Genomic DNA, 21,022 nt, shown 5'->3' with positions numbered 1-21,022 from the left:
TGATCTTATTCTTCGTGCTGAAGGATTAGAATGCGGTGTTCATGGCACGCTTACCGATAAACCAATAGCCTCGATAAAACAATAGCCTCGATAAAACAACAAAAAGCCCATGCTGTCGGGGGAAAGCATGGGCATTATTTTATGTGTTATATCAGCTAAGCGAATAGTGTTCTTTCTCTATACTATTTGAGAATCGCTCCATCATTTAGCTTTTTTGCAGGGTTTTTGGCCGCATTAACCAGTAGGATACCAACGGTTAGTACCATCGAACCACATAGTAGGAACAACAAGCGTCCTGTTGGTTCGTTTGGAATCAGAGCCATTGCTAGGATACCGAAACCTGCTGTGCTGATAAGCTTACCAAGCATTGAACGCTGTTTAGTATCTAGGTTTTGTTGCTCTTCACCTTCCGCTACTAATGGTGTGTTCCAGTTAGTGAATAGTTGGTCAACTTCTTTCTCACGTTCAGGCGATAGGCCTTTGTAGAAGCGAGAAGTTAGCATGAAGTAACCACCAGTAAACACTACGTGAGCAGCTAAGCTAAGACCTACTTTCAAGTCGCTCCATTCACGGCCAGTAAGCGCTGTTTCCATACCGAATAGGTGCTCGATGTCTTCTGCTTGAAGCGAGATACCGAAGATGTAAGAAACGAAACCACCAACCACGAGAGTAGACCAACCAGCCCAGTCAGGCGTCTTACGAATCCACATACCAAGTAGTACAGGAATAAGCATTGGGAAGCCAATTAACGCACCTACGTTCATTACGATATCGAACAAGCTCAAGTGACGTAGAGAGTTAATGAACAAGCCAATCGCGATGATGATAACACCCATCATAATAGTCGTTAGCTTACTTACAATAACCAGCTCTTTCTGAGTCGCATTTTGACGAAGAATCGGGCTGTAGAAGTTCATTACAAAGATACCAGCGTTACGGTTCAAACCTGAATCCATAGAAGACATCGTTGCAGCGAACATTGCTGACATAAGAAGACCAACCATACCTGCTGGCATTACGTTCTGTACGAATGCTAGGTAAGCAGCATCACCCGCTTTATCCCCCATTGAAGCGTACTCTAATGCGAACTCAGGCATGAATGCACTTACGTACCATGGTGGTAGGAACCAAATTAGTGGACCAACAACCATAAGGATACATGCTAGGCCTGCCGCTTTACGTGCGTTTTCACTGTCTTTTGCACATAGGTAACGGTAAGCGTTGATGCTGTTGTTCATTACACCGAATTGCTTCACAAAGATGAACACAACCCAAAGTATGAAGATGCTCATGTAGTTTAGGTTGTTACCTAACATGAAGTCGCCGTCGAAGTTAGCAACGATGTTAGTTAAGCCACCACCGTGGAAGTAAGCTGCAACCGCACAAGTGATTGTCACGGCCATGATTACAAGCATTTGCATGAAGTCAGAAGCAACAACCGCCCAAGAGCCGCCTGTTACTGCCATCAATACTAGAACCATACCCGTTACCACAATGGTTGCTTCCATTGGGATGTTGAATACCGCTGCTACGAAGATAGCGAGACCATTCAGCCAGATACCCGCAGAGATAAGACTGTCAGGCATACCTGCCCATGTGAAGAACTGTTCAGACGTTTTACCAAAGCGCTGACGAATAGCTTCGATCGCCGTTACCACACGAAGTTGGCGGAACTTTGGAGCGAAGTACATATAGTTCATGAAGTAGCCAAAAGCATTGGCTAAGAATAGGATTACAATAACGAAACCGTCATTGAAAGCGCGTCCTGCGGCACCTGTGAACGTCCATGCTGAAAACTGTGTCATGAACGCGGTTGCACCAACCATCCACCACAACATTTTGCCGCCCCCTCTGAAGTAATCACTAGTCGACGTGGTGAACTTACGGAACATCCAACCAATAGCGATTAAAAAGAAGAAGTAGGCGAGAACAACAAAAGTATCAATAGTCATCTTTTCAGCCTTTTAAATATCATAATTAACTGGGCTTAGATTAACGCGTTCAAAGGTTTATTTGTACTACAATATGCCTTTAGTATGATCTAGGTCGCATTGATTTTTTTTGGCTTGCTGTTTGTTTGTTTAATTGTTTGTTTTTTAAGGCTTTAGTTGGTTGTTTAATTTGTAAGAGGTTAAAGGTAAATAACCTTTCAATGGTTCATATGTATTACAATATAGGCGATGTGCTTATGAGAGTAGGTATGTATAGGATTTTAGTTATAACCGTAACAAATGTGCTACAAATTGGTGTGTTGTGCGACGACATTCACGTTAATTTGGACATTAATAATGAAAACTTTTTCACGGGTACATAAGTGTAGCTTATTGTTTTCACTTCGCTATTTTCTGTTAGTCTGCGTAATAATCGGCAGATAGCAAAAAGCCCCACCGAAGTGAGGCTTGATTACGAAATCTAAAATAGATTAAGCGTTAACGTGATCAACTGCGTCACGAACAAGCTTGCCTAGTTCGTCCCACTTACCTTCGTCGATAAGGTTAGTTGGAACCATCCAAGTACCGCCACATGCAAGTACAGAAGGGATCGATAGGTATTCATCGACATTCTTTAAGCTTACGCCGCCAGTAGGCATGAATTTAACAGGGTAAACAGCGGTTAGTGCTTTAAGCATACCAGTACCGCCAGAAGGCTCAGCAGGGAAGAACTTCAACGTGCGAAGGCCCATTTCCATTGCTTGCTCAACTAGGCTCGGGTTATTAACACCCGGTACAATAGCAACGCCTTTATCGATACAGTATTGAACAGTGCGCGGGTTGAAACCTGGGCTTACGATGAAATCAACACCAGCTTCAATAGATGCGTCAACTTGCTCGTTAGTCAGTACAGTACCTGAACCGATTAGCATGTCAGGGAACTCTTTACGCATGATGCGAATCGCTTCGATTGCACATTCTGTACGTAGTGTGATTTCTGCACATGGCATGCCGTTTTCAACCAGTGCTTTGCCTAGGGGGATGGCATCTTCAGCACGGTTGATAGCGATTACAGGGATTACTTTTAGGTTTGCTAGTTGTTCATTTAATGTAGTCATGAATTCTTTCTCACGTTAATAATGGGTCTGCTTTCAACTAAGCAAACCCTTGATTAATAGTTAAAGTGCGTAATTATAGAGACAAATCAGGCGTCGCATCTACAGGAATGATAGCACCTGGATGCTGAATCACGGTCCCTGCCACAATGTGGCCTGCTAATGCTGCATCACGCGCATTGCCACCGCTCAAGCGTTTAGCTAAGAAGCCTGCACTGAACGAGTCGCCAGCGGCTGTCGTATCAACAATGTTGTCTACTGGGTTGGGTGCAACGTACTGAGCGCTTTGGCTTTCAACCACTAGGCAGTCTTTCGCGCCACGCTTAATGATGATCTCTTTCACACCAGACTCAGACGTACGTGCAATACACTGTTCAATGCTTTCGTCACCGTACAACTCTTGCTCGTCATCGAACGTAAGTAGCGCTGTATCGGTGTAATTAAGCATTTTCAAGTACCAAGAAACCGCTTCTTGTTGGCTTTCCCAAAGTTTTGGACGGTAGTTATTGTCGAAGAATACTTGGCCGCCTTGAGCTTTGAATTTGTCTAAGAAGTTGAATAGCTGCGTGCGTCCGTTCTCTGTCAAGATAGCAAGTGTAATACCGCTTAGGTAAACCGCATCAAAAGAGAATAGCTTATCAAGTAGAGCAGGCGTGTCTTGCTGATCAAACATGAACTTCGCTGCAGCATCACTACGCCAGTAGTGGAAGCTACGCTCACCAGTGTCATCGGTCTCGATGTAATACAGCCCTGGTTGTTTGTGATCGAGCTGAGCCACTAAGCTTGTATCAATACCTTCAGCTTGCCACTTTTCTAGCATGTCAGTACTGAATGGGTCAGTGCCTAGCGCGGTTACATAGTTTGTTTGGATACCATGCTCTTTTGTTAAGCGTGACAGGTAAAGCGCCGTATTTAGTGTATCGCCACCAAAACTTTGCTTAAGCCCGTCTTGTTTCTTTTGTAGCTCAACCATGCACTCGCCAATGACCGCGATGTTTAATGATTTCATATGCTTACCTTAGCAACTGAGGTTGCGCTATTCATTATTTTAGGAAGTCTTCACGCGCAGGGTTGAAGATATCTAGAAGGATGCTGTTTTGCTCTAGTGCAACGGCGCCGTGCATCATGTGTTTACGAGCGAAGTAAGCGTCGCCTTCTTTAAGCACTTTCTTTTCACCTTCGATTTCAGCTTCGAAGCTACCACGAACAACATAACCGATTTGGTCGTGAATTTCGTGAGTATGAGGATGGCCAATTGCGCCCTTATCAAAACATAGGTGTACAGCCATAAGATCGTCAGTGTACGCGACGATTTTACGCTTGATACCACCGCCCAATTCTTCCCATGGGTTTTCATCTAGAATAAAGAAAGAGTTCATTGTGTATCTCCTAATCTGTTTAAATCTTTTAAGTGTTACTTAACTGTGTTCATCATAAGGGAATGAGATTAATTGTAATACAATATATCTAGCGTTGTGTGATATTGATCAAGCGATACTTTATATAGCGCAAATAAATCAACAACTTAACAAATGCCTGATATTTGGTGTTATCTATTCATATCAATAGCTTATGCGGGTTTATGTGATTCTGCTCATCATTTTGCGACGAATAGGTACAATTAAAGCTAATATTGTATTACTTTATATGGAGTTTGAAAATTTAATCAAAGTTTAAACCGATAAACTCTTTATTGAGGGTGACAAAGAATATGACGACTAAACCAGTATTGTTGACTGAAGCAGAAATAGAGCAACTTCACCTTGAAGTGGGCCGTTCTAGCTTAATGGGCAAAACCATTGCAGCGAACGCGAAAGACCTAGAAGCGTTTATGTGCTTACCTATTGATGTTCCTGGTCACGGAGAAGCGGGTGGTTACGAGCATAACCGCCATAAGCAAAACTACACGTACATGAACTTAGCTGGTCGCATGTTCTTGATCACTAAAGAGCAAAAGTACGCTGACTTCGTTACAGAACTACTAGAAGAATACGCAGACAAATATCTAACGTTTGATTACCACGTACAGAAAAATACCAACCCAACAGGCCGTTTGTTCCACCAAATCCTGAACGAACACTGCTGGTTAATGTTCTCAAGCTTGGCTTACTCTTGTATTGCTTCAACCCTGACACAAGAGCAACGTGACAACATTGAGTCTCGCATTTTCGAACCAATGCTAGAAATGTTTACGGTTAAATACGCACACGACTTCGACCGAATTCACAACCACGGTATTTGGGCAGTAGCTGCAGTCGGTATTTGTGGTCTTGCTTTAGGTAAGCATGAGTACCTTGAAATGTCGGTTTACGGCATCGACCGCAACGATACGGGCGGTTTCCTAGCGCAAATTTCTCAATTGTTTGCACCTTCTGGTTATTACATGGAAGGTCCTTACTACCACCGTTACGCGATTCGCCCAACATGTGTTTTCGCTGAAGTCATTCACCGTCATATGCCTGAAGTTGATATCTACAACTACAAAGGCGGCGTGATTGGTAACACGGTACAAGCCATGCTGGCGACAGCGTATCCGAACGGTGAGTTCCCGGCTCTGAATGATGCTTCTCGTACAATGGGCATCACAGACATGGGTGTTCAGGTTGCAGTGAGTGTTTACAGCAAGCACTACTCTTCAGAAAACGGCGTAGACCATAACATTCTTGGTATGGCGAAGATTCAAGACGCAGTATGGATGCACCCATGTGGTCTTGATCTCTCTAAAGCTTATGAAGTGGCTTCTGCTGAGCAAGAAATCGGCATGCCTTTCTGGCCAAGTGTTGAATTGAACGAAGGCCCTGAAGGCCATAATGGCGCGCAAGGCTTTATCCGCATGCAGGATAAGAAAGGCGACGTTTCTCAGTTAGTGATGAACTACGGCCAACACGGCATGGGTCACGGCAACTTCGATACGCTGGGTATTTCTTTCTTCAACCGAGGTCAAGAAGTGCTACGTGAATACGGCTTCTGCCGTTGGGTGAACGTTGAGCCAAAATTCGGCGGTCGTTACCTAGATGAAAACAAATCTTACGCACGTCAAACGATTGCTCATAATGCAGTAACCATTGATGAAAAATGTCAGAATAACTTTGACGTTGAGCGTGCAGACTCAGTACACGGCTTGCCTCACTTCTTTAAAGTAGAAGACGAGAAAATCAACGGCATGAGTGCATTTGCTAACGATCACTACCAAGGTTTTGACATGCAACGCAGCGTGTTCATGTTAAACCTTGAAGAGCTTGAATCTCCGCTATTGTTAGACCTTTACCGCTTAGACTCTACAAAAGGCGGCGAAGGCGAGCACCAATACGACTACTCACACCAATATGCAGGTCAGATTGTTCGCACTAACTTTGAATACCAAGCAAACAAAGAGTTAAACACGCTAGGCAGCGATTTCGGTTATCAACACTTATGGAACGTCGCAAGTGGTGAAGTGAAGGGCACAGCACTTGTGAGCTGGCTACAAAACAACACGTACTACACTTGGCTAGGCGCAACGTCTAACGACAATGCTGAAGTTGTCTTTACTCGCACTGGTGCTAACGATCCAAGCTTCAACCTACGTTCAGAGCCTGCATTCATTTTACGTAGCAAAGGCGAAACAACACTGTTCGCTTCTGTTCTAGAAACGCACGGTTACTTTAACGAAGAGTTCGAACAATCAGTAAATGCTCGCGGCGTTGTGAAAGACATCAAGGTTGTAGCGCATACAAACGTCGGTTCAGTCGTCGAAATCACCACAGAGAAGTCAAATGTGACAGTGATGATCAGCAACCAACTTGGCGCGACTGAGAGCACTGAACACAAAGTAGAACTGAACGGTAAAGTATACAGCTGGACAGGCTTCTACTCAGTAGAAACAATTTTAAACCCAGAATTAGCAAGCACAGCAGAGCAGGGGAAATAATAATGAGCTATCAACCACTTTTACTTAACTTTGAGGAAGCAGCAGAGCTTCGTAAAGAACTTGGCAAGGATAGCCTTTTAGGTAACGCACTGACTCGCGATATTAAACAAACTGACGCTTACATGGCGGAAGTTGGCATTGAAGTTCCAGGTCACGGTGAAGGCGGCGGCTACGAACATAACCGTCATAAACAAAACTACATCCACATGGATCTAGCGGGTCGTTTGTTCCTTATCACTGAGGAAACAAAGTACCGTGATTACATCGTTGATATGTTAACTGCGTACGCGACGGTGTACCCAACACTTGAAAGTAACGTAAGCCGTGACTCTAACCCTCCGGGTAAGCTGTTCCACCAAACGTTGAACGAAAACATGTGGATGCTTTACGCTTCTTGTGCGTACAGCTGCATCTACCACACCATTTCTGAAGAACAAAAGCGTCTGATTGAAGACGATCTTCTTAAGCAAATGATCGAAATGTTTGTTGTTACTTACGCACACGACTTCGATATCGTACACAACCACGGTTTATGGGCAGTGGCTGCAGTCGGTATCTGTGGTTACGCAATCAACGATCAAGAGTCAGTAGACAAAGCGCTTTACGGCCTGAAACTCGACAAAGTAAGCGGCGGTTTCTTAGCGCAACTTGACCAACTGTTTTCGCCAGACGGCTACTACATGGAAGGTCCTTACTACCACCGTTTCTCACTACGTCCAATCTACTTGTTCGCAGAAGCGATTGAACGTCGTCAGCCAGATCTTGGTATTTACGAATTCAACGACTCAGTGATCAAGACAACGTCTTACGCGGTATTCAAAACGGCATTCCCAGACGGTACATTGCCAGCTCTGAACGATTCATCGAAGACGATTTCTATTAACGATGAAGGCGTTATTATGGCAACGTCTGTGTGTTACCACCGCTATGAGCAGACTGAAACTTTACTTGGTATGGCTAATCACCAACAAGATGTTTGGGTCCATGCTTCAGGTAAAACGCTATCTGACGCTGTCAATGCAGCAGACGACATCAAAGCATTCAACTGGGGTAGCCTGTTTGTAACGGACGGCCCTGAAGGCGAAAAAGGCGGCGTAAGCATTCTTCGTCACCGTGACGAACAAGACGACGACACGATGGCGTTGATTTGGTTTGGTCAACACGGCAGCGATCACCAGTACCACTCTGCGCTAGACCACGGTCACTACGATGGGCTACACCTAAGCGTATTCAACCGTGGCCATGAAGTGCTGCACGATTACGGCTTCGGTCGCTGGGTAAACGTTGAGCCTAAGTTTGGCGGTCGTTACATCCCAGAGAACAAGTCTTACTGTAAGCAGACAGTTGCTCACAACACAGTAACGGTTGATCAGAAAACACAGAACAACTTCGATACGGCATTGGCTGAATCTAAGTTTGGTCAGAAGCACTTCTTCGTAGCAGACGACCAGTCTCTGCAAGGTATGAGCGGCACAATTTCTGAGTACTACACCGGCGTAGACATGCAACGCAGCGTGATTCTTGCTGAACTTCCTGAGTTCGAGAAGCCACTAGTTATCGATGTATACCGCATCGAAGCTGACGCTGAACACCAGTACGACCTACCCGTTCACCACTCGGGTCAAATCATCCGTACTGACTTCGACTACAACATCGAAAGCACGCTGAAGCCGCTAGGTGAAGACAACGGTTACCAGCACTTATGGAACGTTGCTTCAGGCAAAGTGAACCAAGAGGGCTCTCTGGTGAGCTGGCTACATGACAGCAGCTACTACAGCCTAGTATCCAGCGCGAATGCGGGCAGTGAAGTAATCTTTGCTCGCACTGGTGCTAACGATCCAGACTTTAACCTTAAGAGTGAGCCTGCGCTTATCTTACGTCAGTCTGGTCAAAACCACGTGTTTGCTTCTGTACTAGAAACGCATGGTTACTTTAACGAGTCTATCGAAGCCTCTGTAGGCGCTCGTGGTCTGGTTAAATCAGTGTCTGTTGTGGGCCATAACAGTGTCGGGACTGTTGTTCGCATTCAGACTACTTCTGGTAACACTTACCATTACGGTATTTCAAACCAAGCTGAAGACACGCAGCAAGCAACTCACACAGTTGAGTTCGCGGGTGAGACATACTCGTGGGAAGGGTCATTTGCTCAACTGTAAATGATTGACACATAGGCCGTTTAACGATGGCTTGTGTTGATGTGGTGTTTTGCGGGAACGAAGCGCCATATCATGTTCGATTGTAAGGGTGTTCGCATCTAAGTAACTGAACGAAATTAATGTCGATGACAAAGAATATCGGAAATAAGTCAAACCGAGTAACTCGTTGTGAGTTGCTCGGTTTTTTTATGCGTGTAGGAAAGAGGCTGATGTAATTTGGGAAGGGGATCTCATTTAATAATCTCTGGCGGTTAATGAATTGCGCTTCTAAAGGTGTACCTTTTTTCCATGGTTTTTCGAGGCTGTGCTGGTGGTTTTCATACCGATACAGAGAGGGTTAGTTTTGAGTACGGATTTATGAGTGATTTAAGATAACGTTTCTCACAGGATGTTTTTTAAATCTCTGATTATAAAAATTTGCAGGTTGTGATTCGTTTGGATTTTACTCAATTGGCTGTAGGTTGAAATACTGTTATAGTGGTCCTTAAATAATACATAAACATAACATATAAAATAAGTGAACTTATGGTTACCACTTTTAATTCAATTTCGGGCTCGAAGCGCAGCCTGCACGTGCAAGTAGCGCGTGAAATCGCTCGTGGAATCTTGTCTGGCGAACTGCCACAAGGTTCTATTATTCCTGGTGAAATGGCGTTGTGTGAACAGTTTGGTATCAGCCGAACGGCACTTCGTGAAGCAGTTAAACTATTGACCTCTAAAGGTCTGTTAGAATCCCGCCCGAAAATCGGTACTCGTGTAGTGGATCGCGCATACTGGAACTTCCTTGATCCTCAACTGATTGAATGGATGGACGGCCTAACCGACGTAGACCAATTCTGTTCACAGTTCTTAGGTCTTCGCCGTGCGATTGAACCTGAAGCGTGTGCACTGGCGGCAAAATTTGCGACCGCTGAGCAACGTATCGAGCTTTCAGAGATCTTCCAAAAGATGGTCGAAGTGGATGAAGCTGAAGTGTTTGACCAAGAGCGTTGGACAGACATTGATACTCGGTTCCATAGCTTGATCTTTAATGCGACAGGTAACGATTTCTACCTGCCATTCGGCAATATTCTGACGACCATGTTCGTTAACTTCATCGTGCACTCTTCTGAAGAGGGCAGCACATGTATCAATGAACACCGCAGAATCTATGAAGCAATCATGGCTGGTGATAGTGATAAGGCACGAGTTGTTTCTGCGGCACACTTGCAGGATGCCAACCACCGTTTGGCGACGGCGTAATAGAAATAATCTAGAGCGTAGATGAGTCACTTCATATAGAGATGAACAGCATTACGCTCAGATAAACGACTTAAAAGGGTATGCCAAGTGCATACTTTTTTGTTGTCTACCGTTTACGAAAATTGGCTGCTTTCATGTATGAAAAAAGCCAGAGACTGTTGTCTCTGGCTTTGAGTTCTTTGAATATTATAGCTTAAACAAGCGGCTAATCATGATGTTCGTAAGTTTGCTTTTGTTTCTGCTTTTTCTTCATTTTTAACGTTGAATAAACCGAGAATACAGCTAACACGATAAACGCGAGAGCAATAGGGCGCTCATAAAGGAAAGACCAACTGCCATCGTACATCAGCAGTGATTTCCTAAGGTTTGTTTCTGCCATTGGCCCTAAGATGATCGCAAGCAGAATTGGTGAAGACGGAATATCCAGTTTAGTTAAGATAAAGCCAAGTAGACCGAAACCGATTGCAATACCCACATCAAACATCGAGTTGTTAATTGCGTAAGCGCCGACAATTGAAAGGAAGACAATGATTGGAATCATGATGATCTTCGGTACTTCAATGATACGGCAGAAGAAACGAATACCCAGTAAACCAATCACTAGCATCACAAGGTTAGCAACCAACATCGAGCTGAATACGCCATAAACCACTTCGGGGTTTTGGGCAAACAGCAGAGGCCCCGGTGTTAAACCTTGAACAATGAGTGCGCCTAAAAGAACCGCTGCCACAGCATCCCCCGGAACGCCAAGTGTTAACAATGGAACTAACGAACCACCCGTTACACCGTTGTTTCCAGATTCGGCTGCTGCTAGACCTCGTACTGATCCTCTACCAAACTCTTCGGGATTTTTCGATGAACGTTTTGCTTCGTTGTAACAAACGAATGCCGAAATATCAGCACCAGCACCCGGTACAGAACCGATGGTTGTTCCCATCAAACCACTTTTTATTGCGGTTGGTAGCATTTCTTTAAGGTCGCCTTTGCTCAATAATTTGTGGTCAAACTTCGGCGCGACGACTTTCTTTTCAGAGAACAGTTTCTCTAGCTGGTTTAATGCTTCAGATAGAGCGAACAAACCAATCAAAACAGGGATGACATTGATTCCGCTGTAGAGATCCATGATGTCAAAAGTAAACCTTGGCACACTGCTGATTGGGTCGAGCCCAACGGTAGAAACCAGTAGTCCAATCGTACCCGCAAGTAGCCCTTTAAAGATGTTGTTCGAAGAAACGCTCGCAATGATAGTTAAACCAAACAGAGCAAGTGCGAAGTACTCTGGAGCATTAAAACGAAGTGCAAAGGTCGCTAATTTAGGCGCAATGGCAATAAGGACGATAGTACTGAGTAACCCGCCAATGAATGAAGCAACAGCCGAAATACTTAATGCTCTTGCTGCTTGTCCTCTCACAGCCATGGTGTGGCCGTCGAGTACACTTGCTGCAGACGCTGGTGTCCCTGGTGTTTTAAGTAGTATTGCGGCAATAGAACCACCGTAAATGCCACCAATGTATACACCAATTAACATCACGAGGGCTGACGTCGGTTCCATGCCAAAGGTAAACGGAAGGAGAATCGCAACGCCCATCGTCGCCGTTAGACCGGGTAGTGCGCCTAAAATTACGCCGCCCAGTACACCAAAAACAAGGACAGGTAGCACTGCAAAACTTACAGCGGTTGCGAGACCATCGATTAGATATTCAAACATCATGACCTCCTATGACCAGGTTGCTTCAGGAAGCGCGATGTAGAACACCTCGCCAAACAAATAGTAAACCGCAAACACAAAGACAACGGCGACAACGTAGTAGATTGGCTTCTTAACTTTGAAGTAAACGAGGTAGAACATAAAGGCAATCAAACTCGCGTAAAGGTAGCCAACCACACTGATGAGTAATGCGTATCCAATAAGAAAGGCCACGCCGAAGATCGACATCTTGCTTATCATCGCTTCTTGTTGTTCTGGAACACCTTTGAGTTTGTGCTGAACGATGAGAACAATACAGATAGCAATTTGAGCAATCACAATCATCATCGGGAAGAATTTTGCATCAACACTTGCATCTTGATACATCGGACGATCAAACTGAGTAATCAACGCGAGTGCTATTGCGCTTAGTATGATGATTATGGAAGGGAAAACGACATTCCGATTTAAGTTGGCGTTAGACATAGAATTTACCCCTAAAAAGTAAAGCAAGGGAAAGGTACATACCGATAAAAAAGGCACAACTGATCGTTGTGCCTCTGGATGAATGTTATTGAATTAGTTCAGTAAGCGATTTTGTATCTTCGGAAACGAACGTAGTGAAGGCTTTATCGTCAAGGTTGTGGATAGTCATTGCGCCTTTTGCCATGAAAGACTTGAACTCTTCACTTGCCATTGCTTCATCAAATACCGCACCTAGTTTCTCGATTACTGCATCCGGCGTATCTTTTGGAGCGCCGATACCACGCCATGTTCCTGTTACTACATCAATACCTTGCTCTTTCAAAGTAGGAACATCGGGAATGTACTGAATACGTTCTTCAGACATGACACCTAATGCTTTTAGTTGGCCTGAACGAAGTTGAGCGATAGCTTCACCCGGTGTCACCATGGTTACGTCTGTGTGGTGGCCCAGTACTGCAGGAATCGCTTCAGATGCACCGTTATAAGGGATAGCGTTGAGTTTAATATCTTGGTCTTTTTCAAGAGACATTAAGTAGAAGTTTGGCGCAGCGGTTGAAGCAAATTTCACGCTACCAGGTTTTTCTTTGGCTTCTTTAATCAGATCATTAATGGTGTTGTATGGGCTATCTGCTGCAACTAATACGACCGCTGGGTCGAGATTTACTAAGCGAATGAGTCTAAAATCGTCTGCGGTATGGCGCATCAAACCCATTTGAGGGAGCGAAGCGATTTCACGTGTTACTACTGTTAATGTGTAACCATCCGCACGCTGCTGGGCACCAAAGCTCATACCTACGGCACCCGCACCACCCGTACGGTTCATGATTGAAATGTTTTGTCCTAAAATGTCTTTCGCACTATTTGCAAGGGTACGGCCAACGGCATCTGTACCGCCGCCCGCGCCAAATGGGACAACTAAGCGAATGTTTTTGCTCGGGTAGTCTGCTGCAATCGACGTTGCAGAAACAAGTATGCCAGCTGCCAGCATGATGGATTTCAATAATTTACTCATAGTAAGTTCCTTCTGTTTCTAATTATTAGCGATATGTTTTTGTAGGGTTTTCTGCTTTTTCTGTTTGGTATTCGTGCATTGCTAGCTGTTCAATAGTTACCGCTATCCAGCCACTGATCAGCATGTCATACCATTGTTGTACGCCACTGCAGGCAACAACCACGTTTCCGTAAACAAACGAACCATAAAACAGTAAGTCTTCGTCACGTAATGAAGATGGGTGTTGGGAATGAAGTGTTAGATTGCTTGTCGATTCTCGCCATGCTTGCTGAGCTTTCTTACGAGCAAGGTGATCAAACTTGATAGTCCAGTTATCAGGGGTTCCCAAAGACTCTTCATAAAGAATGGCGTCTTCGAAAGAGGCTTCCCAAGGCTTGAGGTGTGGATTCATAACGACAATATGCAGTTCTTTTCTATTGGTTCTTTCAAACAGCTTGTCGATAGAGGGTTTAACGATATCGATAGCATCTTGAGTGATATCTTTCATTGAGCGCATGCCACATGTCCTTATGTTTGAATGTTTAATATAGAATATTGTATGACAATTTTTCTTCAATTGATGAAGCTCTGGAAGTCGCTTTCGATCACAAGTAGAAGTCTCCTAAATAGACTTCAGTCTTGTTTTAACCATGATGTTAAGAAATTAGTGTGATGTTGGTCTTTTTTAGGCGTGATATGAATAGGTGTCGTTTCAGTTCGATTGCGGCTGATTATCAGAATGTGAATGTCAGTGCTTATTGGCGTGACTGTGTGAACTAATTTGCCGTGGAAAGTTGAGCGTAGCAATCGGATATTGGATTAAATTATCGGATAGATATGAACACCTTAGATAATTTATGCTTTAAAATTTTAGAGTCGGGTCTTTGACATTTTACGTGACAATATGCGTTTGTTTTCGTGACGGATTCTTAAAGTCGATAGTAGTAAAATTAAGTGAACTTGTCGGTTTTCATGATTGGATTTTTCTTACATCAATTCTACTAAGTGCCATTTTTATTAATTAATTCAATTTAAGGTGTTGAATTTTAATGAGTATTAAGTTTTTGAGGAAGATTGATTTACAAAGGTAAGGTAGGGCTTAACGTTGAGTTTGTTATTCAGTTGCAAAGTCATCGCATACGCATGTTTGTCGTTCCGTTACTTGTTAACCAACTAAATTTAATAGGTGGAACTACGTATCCTATATAGATCAATATCGGTTTTTCATTAGGTAATCAAGTTGCCATTTGATTGGTTTATTACCAATGTGAAGCGTACCTCTTTATCATTATTTACAATATAAGTCGCGGTCTGCTAAGTATCCAATTCCGCCCAATTATTATAATAAGAGAAGTAATAATTGGGGCCTATTTCCGCAACTTAAGCTCTCAATCACCCTGGTTATAGGTGATATGCAAGGTATCTAGAGGGATGTATATTTGATAGCGATCACTTGTATGATGAATGATTTTACAGATATATAGATCGCGGTCACTTATTTGGAGTATTGTACTACAAATGATTTCGCTGTTTACCTATAGTCCGTGTAACAAATTACAACGGACAAAGGATACACGATGGAACTCAACACGATTATTGTCGGCATTTATTTCCTATTCTTGATCGCGATAGGTTGGATGTTTAGAACATTTACAAGTACGACTAGTGACTACTTCCGCGGGGGCGGTAACATGTTGTGGTGGATGGTTGGTGCAACCGCTTTTATGACTCAGTTTAGTGCATGGACATTCACCGGTGCGGCAGGTAAAGCGTATAACGATGGTTTTGCTGTAGCGGTCATCTTCGTAGCCAACGCATTTGGTTACTTCATGAACTACGCATATTTCGCGCCGAAATTCCGTCAACTTCGCGTTGTTACTGTAATTGAAGCGATTCGTATGCGTTTTGGTGCAACCAACGAACAAGTATTCACTTGGTCTTCAATGCCGAACTCAGTGGTATCTGCGGGTGTGTGGTTAAACGCATTAGCAATCATTGCTTCCGGTATCTTCGGTTTCGACATGAACATGACTATCTGGGTGACTGGCCTAGTGGTATTGGCAATGTCGGTTACAGGTGGTTCATGGGCGGTAATCGCATCTGACTTCATGCAGATGGTTATTATCATGGCGGTAACGGTAACTTGTGCGGTTGTAGCGGTTGTTCAAGGTGGCGGTGTTGGTGAGATTGTTAACAACTTCCCAGTACAAGATGGTGGTTCGTTCCTTTGGGGCAACAACATCAACTACCTAAGCATCTTTACGATTTGGGCATTCTTCATCTTCGTTAAGCAGTTCTCTATTACTAACAACATGCTTAACTCTTACCGTTACCTAGCGGCTAAAGACTCAAAGAACGCTAAGAAAGCTGCACTGCTTGCTTGTGTGTTGATGTTGTGTGGTGTGTTTATTTGGTTCATGCCTTCTTGGTTCATTGCAGGCCAAGGTGTTGATTTATCAGCGGCTTACCCGAATGCAGGTAAAAAAGCGGGTGACTTTGCTTACCTATACTTCGTACAAGAGTACATGCCAGCAGGTATGGTTGGTCTATTAGTTGCCGCGATGTTTGCAGCGACAATGTCTTCAATGGATTCTGGTCTAAACCGTAACTCAGGTATCTTCGTTAAGAACTTCTACGAAACAATCGTTCGTAAAGGTCAAGCATCTGAGAAAGAGTTAGTAACCGTATCTAAAATTACTTCAGCGGTATTTGGCTTCGCTATTATCCTTATCGCACAGTTCATCAACTCGCTTAAAGGTTTGAGCCTGTTTGATACGATGATGTACGTAGGTGCGTTAATCGGTTTCCCTATGACTATTCCTGCATTCCTTGGTTTCTTTATTAAGAAGACTCCGGATTGGGCTGGTTGGGGTACGCTAGTTGTTGGTGGTATCGTATCTTATGTGGTTGGTTTTGTTATCGACGCAGAGATGGTAGCAGCGGTGTTTGGTCTTGATACTCTAACAGGACGTGAATGGTCTGATGTTAAAGTTGCGATTGGTCTCATTGCTCACATCACGCTAACCGGTGGCTTCTTCGTACTATCTACAATGTTTTACAAGCCTCTATCAAAAGAACGTCAAGCGGATGTTGATAAGTTCTTTGGCAACTTAGATACCCCATTAGTAGCAGAATCGGCAGAGCAAAAAGTGTTGGATAACAAACAACGTCAAATGCTTGGTAAACTGATTGCGGTAGCGGGTGTTGGTATTATGCTGATGGCTCTTCTGACTAACCCAATGTGGGGGCGTTTAGTCTTCATCCTATGTGGTGTGATAGTGGGTGGTGTCGGTATTCTACTTGTGAAAGCGGTCGATGACGGCGGCAAGCAAGCTAAAGTTGTAACTGAAAGCTAATACATAGCGAAAATTTAGATAGAATGCGACGACTCGAAAGGGCGTCGCATTTTTGTTTTACAGATTCTAATCTTTATCAGCAAATGCTCATGACATTAGCTTTCAAGTGAGAAAGTAATCTATGCCGCGATAGAGAGTAGAAAAATATTCTAGATGGGATGAGCAGCTTAGTTGGCCAGCCACATTGTAGGAAATTATCAGCTAAGCCTTGAGCCTTTATCTAAGCTTTTGCTTATGAAGCAGGGCATAGGCGGCAAGAGCAAGACTTTTCCACCCAAGCAAAATTAATTTAAACGTAACTGCGTAACGAATCTGTTGTGACTATTAATAGTATGACATATAGCGCTTGTTATTTTACCGATGAACGGTTTTTAACCCATCATAGAGTTTGGGGAAATATAAAACGTGGCTGTATTCTCTCTTAAAGTGAACCCCCGTCACAACTTGCATCGAACCTTCGAATCAATACCCTAAAACTATTGCGTAACGAGAAAGACGTAGTTATTATAATGGGCATATAATCATACAATACTATATTTGGAGTTTGAACATGACTAAACCTGTAATCGGTTTCATTGGCCTAGGTCTTATGGGCGGCAACATGGTTGAAAACCTACAAAAGCGTGGCTACCACGTAAACGTAATGGATCTAAGCGCTGAAGCCGTTGCTCGCGTTACAGATCGCGGCAATGCGACTGCATTCACTTCTGCTAAAGAACTAGCTGCAGCAAGTGACATCGTTGAGTTTTGTCTTACAACTTCTGCTGTTGTTGAAAAAATTGTTTACGGCGACGACGGCGTTCTAGCGGGCATCAAAGAAGGCGCAGTACTAGTAGACTTCGGTACTTCTATCCCTGCATCTACTAAGAAGATCGGCGCAGCTCTTGCTGAGAAAGGCGCAGGCATGATCGACGCTCCTCTAGGCCGTACACCTGCACACGCTAAAGATGGTCTTCTGAACATCATGGCTGCTGGCGACATGGAAACTTTCAACAAAGTTAAACCTGTTCTTGAAGAGCAAGGCGAAAACGTATTCCACCTAGGTGCTCTAGGTTCAGGTCACGTGACTAAGCTTGTAAACAACTTCATGGGTATGACAACTGTTGCGACTATGTCTCAAGCTTTCGCTGTTGCTCAACGCGCTGGTGTTGATGGGCAACAACTGTTTGATATCATGTCTGCAGGTCCATCTAACTCTCCGTTCATGCAATTCTGTAAGTTCTACGCTGTAGATGGCGAAGAGAAGTTAGGTTTCTCTGTTGCTAACGCTAACAAAGACCTTGGTTACTTCCTTGCACTTTGTGAAGAGCTAGGTACTGAGTCTCTAATCGCTCAAGGTACTGCAACAAGCCTACAAGCTGCTGTTGATGCTGGCATGGGTAACAACGATGTACCAGTAATCTTCGACTACTTCGCTAAACTAGAGAAGTAATCGACGTACGACCTCGCTAGGGTATTGCCTGTCTGTTAGGCGGCGATACCTCAGCGAGGTTCGTTTTTTATCTACACAAAGTCTTATCTACAAGCCCGTCTCATCCAAATTCCGATTTATCTGCAATTCCGCTTTATCAAAAGTTCCCTGTTTGCTCCCACGGCTTCACTCTTTCTCGCAAAGTCCGTTATCATCAGCTCTACTCTTCTAGCTCTACCTTTTTGCTTCTGTCTGTTCTGCCTGAGTTAAACTCTACCTGTTTCTCGTCTCATTTAAGCTCAGCCTTTCAATGTTTCAATGTTTCAATGTTTCAATGTTTCAATGTTTCAATGTTTCTTGCTAACACTTCATTTCCTTCGAAACTCTTTGTTATAGACACGCATTGTTAGATATAAACTGACTCACCATTCTCATATATTTCAAAGTAACGTTGATGTGTGGTCGTTCGCGCGGATGAGCAATCACGTCCTCAATCGTCAATGAAAAGCAAAAAAAAGCCCACACAGCTGGTGACTGTGTGGGCGTATTCGGACTAGCCGTCTGGACAAACCAATGAGCAAGACAAGTGAAGTAACGATTAACGAGATCCCCCGACAGTTTCTACATTAAACGTGTTCAATGACCTTAAAGCACGTTGCTTCAATTACCACTTTGAATTGCACAAAAGTATCCAGAAAGAACTTAAGTTATGATTCAAACACACCATACCTTAAGGATAATTGTATTACAAATAAATCTAAGACTTGAATGGTTTTAGTGAATGCTTAGTTGATAAAAATGTGACTTGGCACTCGTTTTATGTCGAAACTCGACGAGTTTTTTAAAAGGGAACGAGTTTATGACTTAGTTCTATTTGAGATTTATAATCTTCCTACTCTCTGGTGTTCTTAGCTTTTACGAGAGGGTAAGGTGCTCTTAGCTGTTGCTAGTGACCATAATTTACCTCTCAACACACTTTTAAATCAGAAAGCCTCTATGGAGTTGCGTATCTTCTCATTTCTTTTATTAATCGATATATTTGTATTATAAGAATATGTAAGGTTTGAACTTATCGAGATGATGAAGTTAGATAAACGGCTTTAGTGTCATCATTGTCGATCTCGTTTTAGCTCTTAATGCTGCACCTTAAATACAATAATGGATTTCATATGAAACAGGTCAATATAAAAAGCGTCTTAGCTGTCTCTATCATTCTCGCAATATCTGGTTGTGCTTCTCACACCAAGTCAAATATTTTAACGCCGACCGCTATTACGGCTAGTAGTCACGATGGTAATGGCCCTGATCGGATCTTTGATCAAGATATCACGACTCGTTGGTCTGCAAACGGTGTCGGTGAATGGGCAATGCTAGATTACGGTTCGGTGATTGAAATCGATGCGATTCAAGCATCCTTTAGTAAAGGGAACCAACGCCAATCTAAGTTCGATCTGCTCGTCAGTGTTGATGGCGAAAACTGGACAACGATTTTAGAAGGTCAATTAAGCTCGGGAAGAGTGATTGGTTTAGAGCGTTTTCAGTTCCAACCAGTGCAAGCACGCTATGTAAAATATGTAGGTCACGGTAACAGCAAAAACAGTTGGAACTCAGTTACTGAGCTTGCAGCAATTAACTGTGGAATCAATGCTTGTCCGGTAAGCCATATCATTACCGATGATGTGGTTGAAGCTGAGAAAGTGGTGATCGCTGAAATGGCCGCAGCAAGTAAAGCTCTTAAAGAAGCTCGTAAAGATTTACGTAAAGGTAACTTTGGGGAACCTGCGGTATATCCTTGTGAAACCACCGTAAAATGCGACACTCGTATTCCTTTACCAGTACCGACTAATCTACCCAAGTCACCAGTTGCGGGTAATGCACCAAGCGAAAACTTCGATCTAACGACATGGTATTTGTCTCAACCTTTTGACCACGATAAAAATGGCAAGCCAGACGATGTCTCAGAATGGAACCTAGCGAATGGTTATCAGCATCCAGAAATTTTTTATACAGCAGACGATGGTGGTTTGGTTTTCAAGACATACGTAAAAGGTACACGTACCTCAAAAAATACTAAATATGCACGTACAGAGATGCGTGAGATGCTACGTCGTGGTGATACGTCTATTAGCACTAAAGGTGTCAATGAGAACAACTGGGTATTTAGTTCGGCTCCGGTTGAAGATCTAAAAGCTGCAGGCGCGATTGATGGTGTTTTAGAAGCAACGCTTAAGATTGATCATACAACGACAACCGGTGACGCGCACGAAGTTGGCCGTTTCATCATTGGTCAGATACATGATAAAGATGATGAGCCCATTCGTCTTTACTACCGAAAATTACCGAACCACGAAACAGGGACGGTTTATTTTGCTCATGAGAATACCAACGAAGGCACAGATAACTATTTCAACTTAGTCGGAGACATGACAGGAGAGATCGGCGACCAAGGTATTGCACTTGGCGAGACGTTTAGCTACCGCATTGATGTAAAAGGTAACACGATGACTGTTACGCTAATGCGTGAAGGCAAAGATGACGTTGTTCAAATGGTTGATATGAGCGAAAGTGGTTACGATCAAGGTGGGCGTTACATGTATTTCAAAGCGGGTGTTTACAATCAAAACATCAACGGTGAGCTTGATGACTATGCCCAAGCGACATTCTACAAAATAGCGACGTCGCACGATAAATATCAGGAATAACGAGTCAGCTGCACATACAAAAATGGCCGCTAGTA

14 protein-coding genes are annotated in these 21,022 nt (G+C 43.5%); 6 read left to right on the top strand and 8 right to left on the bottom strand.

What is annotated here, in order from left to right:
• Nucleotides 1–182 precede the first annotated feature (182 nt).
• The 4 genes from ACED25_RS18335 to ACED25_RS18320 all read right to left on the bottom strand — a co-directional run bounded on the left by ACED25_RS18335 (nucleotide 183) and on the right by ACED25_RS18320 (nucleotide 4,425).
• Nucleotides 183–1,952, bottom strand: a complete 1,770-nt coding sequence (locus ACED25_RS18335) for a sodium:solute symporter family protein (protein WP_009846515.1) — start codon at nucleotides 1,950–1,952, stop codon at nucleotides 183–185.
• A 470-nt stretch (nucleotides 1,953–2,422) separates the two neighbouring features.
• The gene (locus ACED25_RS18330) at nucleotides 2,423–3,049 is read right to left on the bottom strand and encodes a bifunctional 4-hydroxy-2-oxoglutarate aldolase/2-dehydro-3-deoxy-phosphogluconate aldolase (RefSeq protein ID WP_017069898.1); all 627 of its coding nucleotides are present in this window, start codon (nucleotides 3,047–3,049) and stop codon (nucleotides 2,423–2,425) included.
• A gap of 73 nt (nucleotides 3,050–3,122) precedes the next feature.
• Complete coding sequence (locus ACED25_RS18325) at nucleotides 3,123–4,055, bottom strand: sugar kinase (protein WP_371695842.1); 933 nt, start codon at nucleotides 4,053–4,055, stop codon at nucleotides 3,123–3,125.
• Between the two features lie 34 nt (nucleotides 4,056–4,089).
• Nucleotides 4,090–4,425, bottom strand: a complete 336-nt coding sequence (locus ACED25_RS18320) for a cupin domain-containing protein (protein WP_371695841.1) — start codon at nucleotides 4,423–4,425, stop codon at nucleotides 4,090–4,092.
• Between the two features lie 332 nt (nucleotides 4,426–4,757).
• Here ACED25_RS18320 and ACED25_RS18315 point away from each other — a divergent pair, with 332 nt between their 5' ends.
• The 3 genes from ACED25_RS18315 to ACED25_RS18305 all read left to right on the top strand — a co-directional run bounded on the left by ACED25_RS18315 (nucleotide 4,758) and on the right by ACED25_RS18305 (nucleotide 10,354).
• Nucleotides 4,758–6,956, top strand: coding sequence for a heparinase II/III family protein (locus ACED25_RS18315; RefSeq protein WP_371695840.1), 2,199 nt, complete (start codon nucleotides 4,758–4,760; stop codon nucleotides 6,954–6,956).
• A 2-nt stretch (nucleotides 6,957–6,958) separates the two neighbouring features.
• Nucleotides 6,959–9,112 carry a heparinase II/III family protein gene (locus ACED25_RS18310; RefSeq protein ID WP_371695839.1) on the top strand — a complete coding sequence of 718 codons (2,154 nt, stop codon included), beginning with the start codon at nucleotides 6,959–6,961 and terminating at the stop codon, nucleotides 9,110–9,112.
• 525 nt (nucleotides 9,113–9,637) lie between these two features.
• Nucleotides 9,638–10,354 (top strand): FadR/GntR family transcriptional regulator, encoded by a 717-nt coding sequence (locus tag ACED25_RS18305; protein ID WP_102257332.1) that lies wholly within the window; start codon nucleotides 9,638–9,640, stop codon nucleotides 10,352–10,354.
• 205 nt (nucleotides 10,355–10,559) lie between these two features.
• Here the strand turns inward: ACED25_RS18305 and ACED25_RS18300 are convergent, their stop codons facing one another.
• The 4 genes from ACED25_RS18300 to ACED25_RS18285 form a co-directional block, all read right to left on the bottom strand.
• Entirely contained in the window at nucleotides 10,560–12,062 is a 1,503-nt protein-coding gene (locus ACED25_RS18300) for a tripartite tricarboxylate transporter permease (RefSeq protein WP_102257331.1), read from the bottom strand.
• 9 nt (nucleotides 12,063–12,071) lie between these two features.
• Nucleotides 12,072–12,527 carry a tripartite tricarboxylate transporter TctB family protein gene (locus tag ACED25_RS18295; RefSeq protein ID WP_029222392.1) on the bottom strand — a complete coding sequence of 152 codons (456 nt, stop codon included), beginning with the start codon at nucleotides 12,525–12,527 and terminating at the stop codon, nucleotides 12,072–12,074.
• An 85-nt stretch (nucleotides 12,528–12,612) separates the two neighbouring features.
• Nucleotides 12,613–13,539: a tripartite tricarboxylate transporter substrate binding protein gene (locus tag ACED25_RS18290; RefSeq protein ID WP_102257330.1), complete on the bottom strand. Its 927-nt coding sequence runs from the start codon at nucleotides 13,537–13,539 to the stop codon at nucleotides 12,613–12,615.
• 25 nt (nucleotides 13,540–13,564) lie between these two features.
• Nucleotides 13,565–14,035 carry a hypothetical protein gene (locus tag ACED25_RS18285; protein WP_017077171.1) on the bottom strand — a complete coding sequence of 157 codons (471 nt, stop codon included), beginning with the start codon at nucleotides 14,033–14,035 and terminating at the stop codon, nucleotides 13,565–13,567.
• A 1,060-nt stretch (nucleotides 14,036–15,095) separates the two neighbouring features.
• On the opposite strand from ACED25_RS18285, the gene ACED25_RS18280 reads away from it, so the two are divergent.
• The 3 genes from ACED25_RS18280 (at nucleotide 15,096) to ACED25_RS18270 (ending at nucleotide 20,987) form a co-directional block, all read left to right on the top strand.
• Nucleotides 15,096–16,874, top strand: coding sequence for a transporter (locus tag ACED25_RS18280; protein ID WP_371695838.1), 1,779 nt, complete (start codon nucleotides 15,096–15,098; stop codon nucleotides 16,872–16,874).
• A gap of 550 nt (nucleotides 16,875–17,424) precedes the next feature.
• Nucleotides 17,425–18,306 carry an NAD(P)-dependent oxidoreductase gene (locus ACED25_RS18275; RefSeq protein WP_102257328.1) on the top strand — a complete coding sequence of 294 codons (882 nt, stop codon included), beginning with the start codon at nucleotides 17,425–17,427 and terminating at the stop codon, nucleotides 18,304–18,306.
• A 1,148-nt stretch (nucleotides 18,307–19,454) separates the two neighbouring features.
• A complete protein-coding gene (locus ACED25_RS18270; protein WP_371695837.1) occupies nucleotides 19,455–20,987 on the top strand; it encodes a polysaccharide lyase family 7 protein in 1,533 nt (510 codons plus the stop codon).
• Nucleotides 20,988–21,022 lie beyond the last annotated feature (35 nt).

The organism is Vibrio sp. 1F263, assembly GCF_041439035.1.
Lineage (GTDB): Bacteria > Pseudomonadota > Gammaproteobacteria > Enterobacterales > Vibrionaceae > Vibrio > Vibrio tasmaniensis_A.
Note: the sequence above shows the minus strand (reverse complement) of the source record. Positions and strands in the feature narration are given on the sequence as shown.

Excerpts from the sequence above, each read along its gene's own strand:
- ACED25_RS18305 (WP_102257332.1), top strand. The coding sequence starts at position 9,638 with ATGGTTACCACTTTTAATTCAATTTCGGGCTCGAAGCGCAGCCTGCAC.
- ACED25_RS18315 (WP_371695840.1), top strand. The coding sequence starts at position 4,758 with ATGACGACTAAACCAGTATTGTTGACTGAAGCAGAAATAGAGCAACTT.
- ACED25_RS18275 (WP_102257328.1), top strand. The coding sequence starts at position 17,425 with ATGACTAAACCTGTAATCGGTTTCATTGGCCTAGGTCTTATGGGCGGC.
- ACED25_RS18300 (WP_102257331.1), bottom strand. The coding sequence starts at position 12,062 with ATGTTTGAATATCTAATCGATGGTCTCGCAACCGCTGTAAGTTTTGCA.
- ACED25_RS18335 (WP_009846515.1), bottom strand. The coding sequence starts at position 1,952 with ATGACTATTGATACTTTTGTTGTTCTCGCCTACTTCTTCTTTTTAATC.
- ACED25_RS18295 (WP_029222392.1), bottom strand. The coding sequence starts at position 12,527 with ATGTCTAACGCCAACTTAAATCGGAATGTCGTTTTCCCTTCCATAATC.
- ACED25_RS18325 (WP_371695842.1), bottom strand. The coding sequence starts at position 4,055 with ATGAAATCATTAAACATCGCGGTCATTGGCGAGTGCATGGTTGAGCTA.
- ACED25_RS18310 (WP_371695839.1), top strand. The coding sequence starts at position 6,959 with ATGAGCTATCAACCACTTTTACTTAACTTTGAGGAAGCAGCAGAGCTT.
- ACED25_RS18320 (WP_371695841.1), bottom strand. The coding sequence starts at position 4,425 with ATGAACTCTTTCTTTATTCTAGATGAAAACCCATGGGAAGAATTGGGC.
- ACED25_RS18270 (WP_371695837.1), top strand. The coding sequence starts at position 19,455 with ATGAAACAGGTCAATATAAAAAGCGTCTTAGCTGTCTCTATCATTCTC.
- ACED25_RS18290 (WP_102257330.1), bottom strand. The coding sequence starts at position 13,539 with ATGAGTAAATTATTGAAATCCATCATGCTGGCAGCTGGCATACTTGTT.
- ACED25_RS18330 (WP_017069898.1), bottom strand. The coding sequence starts at position 3,049 with ATGACTACATTAAATGAACAACTAGCAAACCTAAAAGTAATCCCTGTA.
- ACED25_RS18280 (WP_371695838.1), top strand. The coding sequence starts at position 15,096 with ATGGAACTCAACACGATTATTGTCGGCATTTATTTCCTATTCTTGATC.
- ACED25_RS18285 (WP_017077171.1), bottom strand. The coding sequence starts at position 14,035 with ATGCGCTCAATGAAAGATATCACTCAAGATGCTATCGATATCGTTAAA.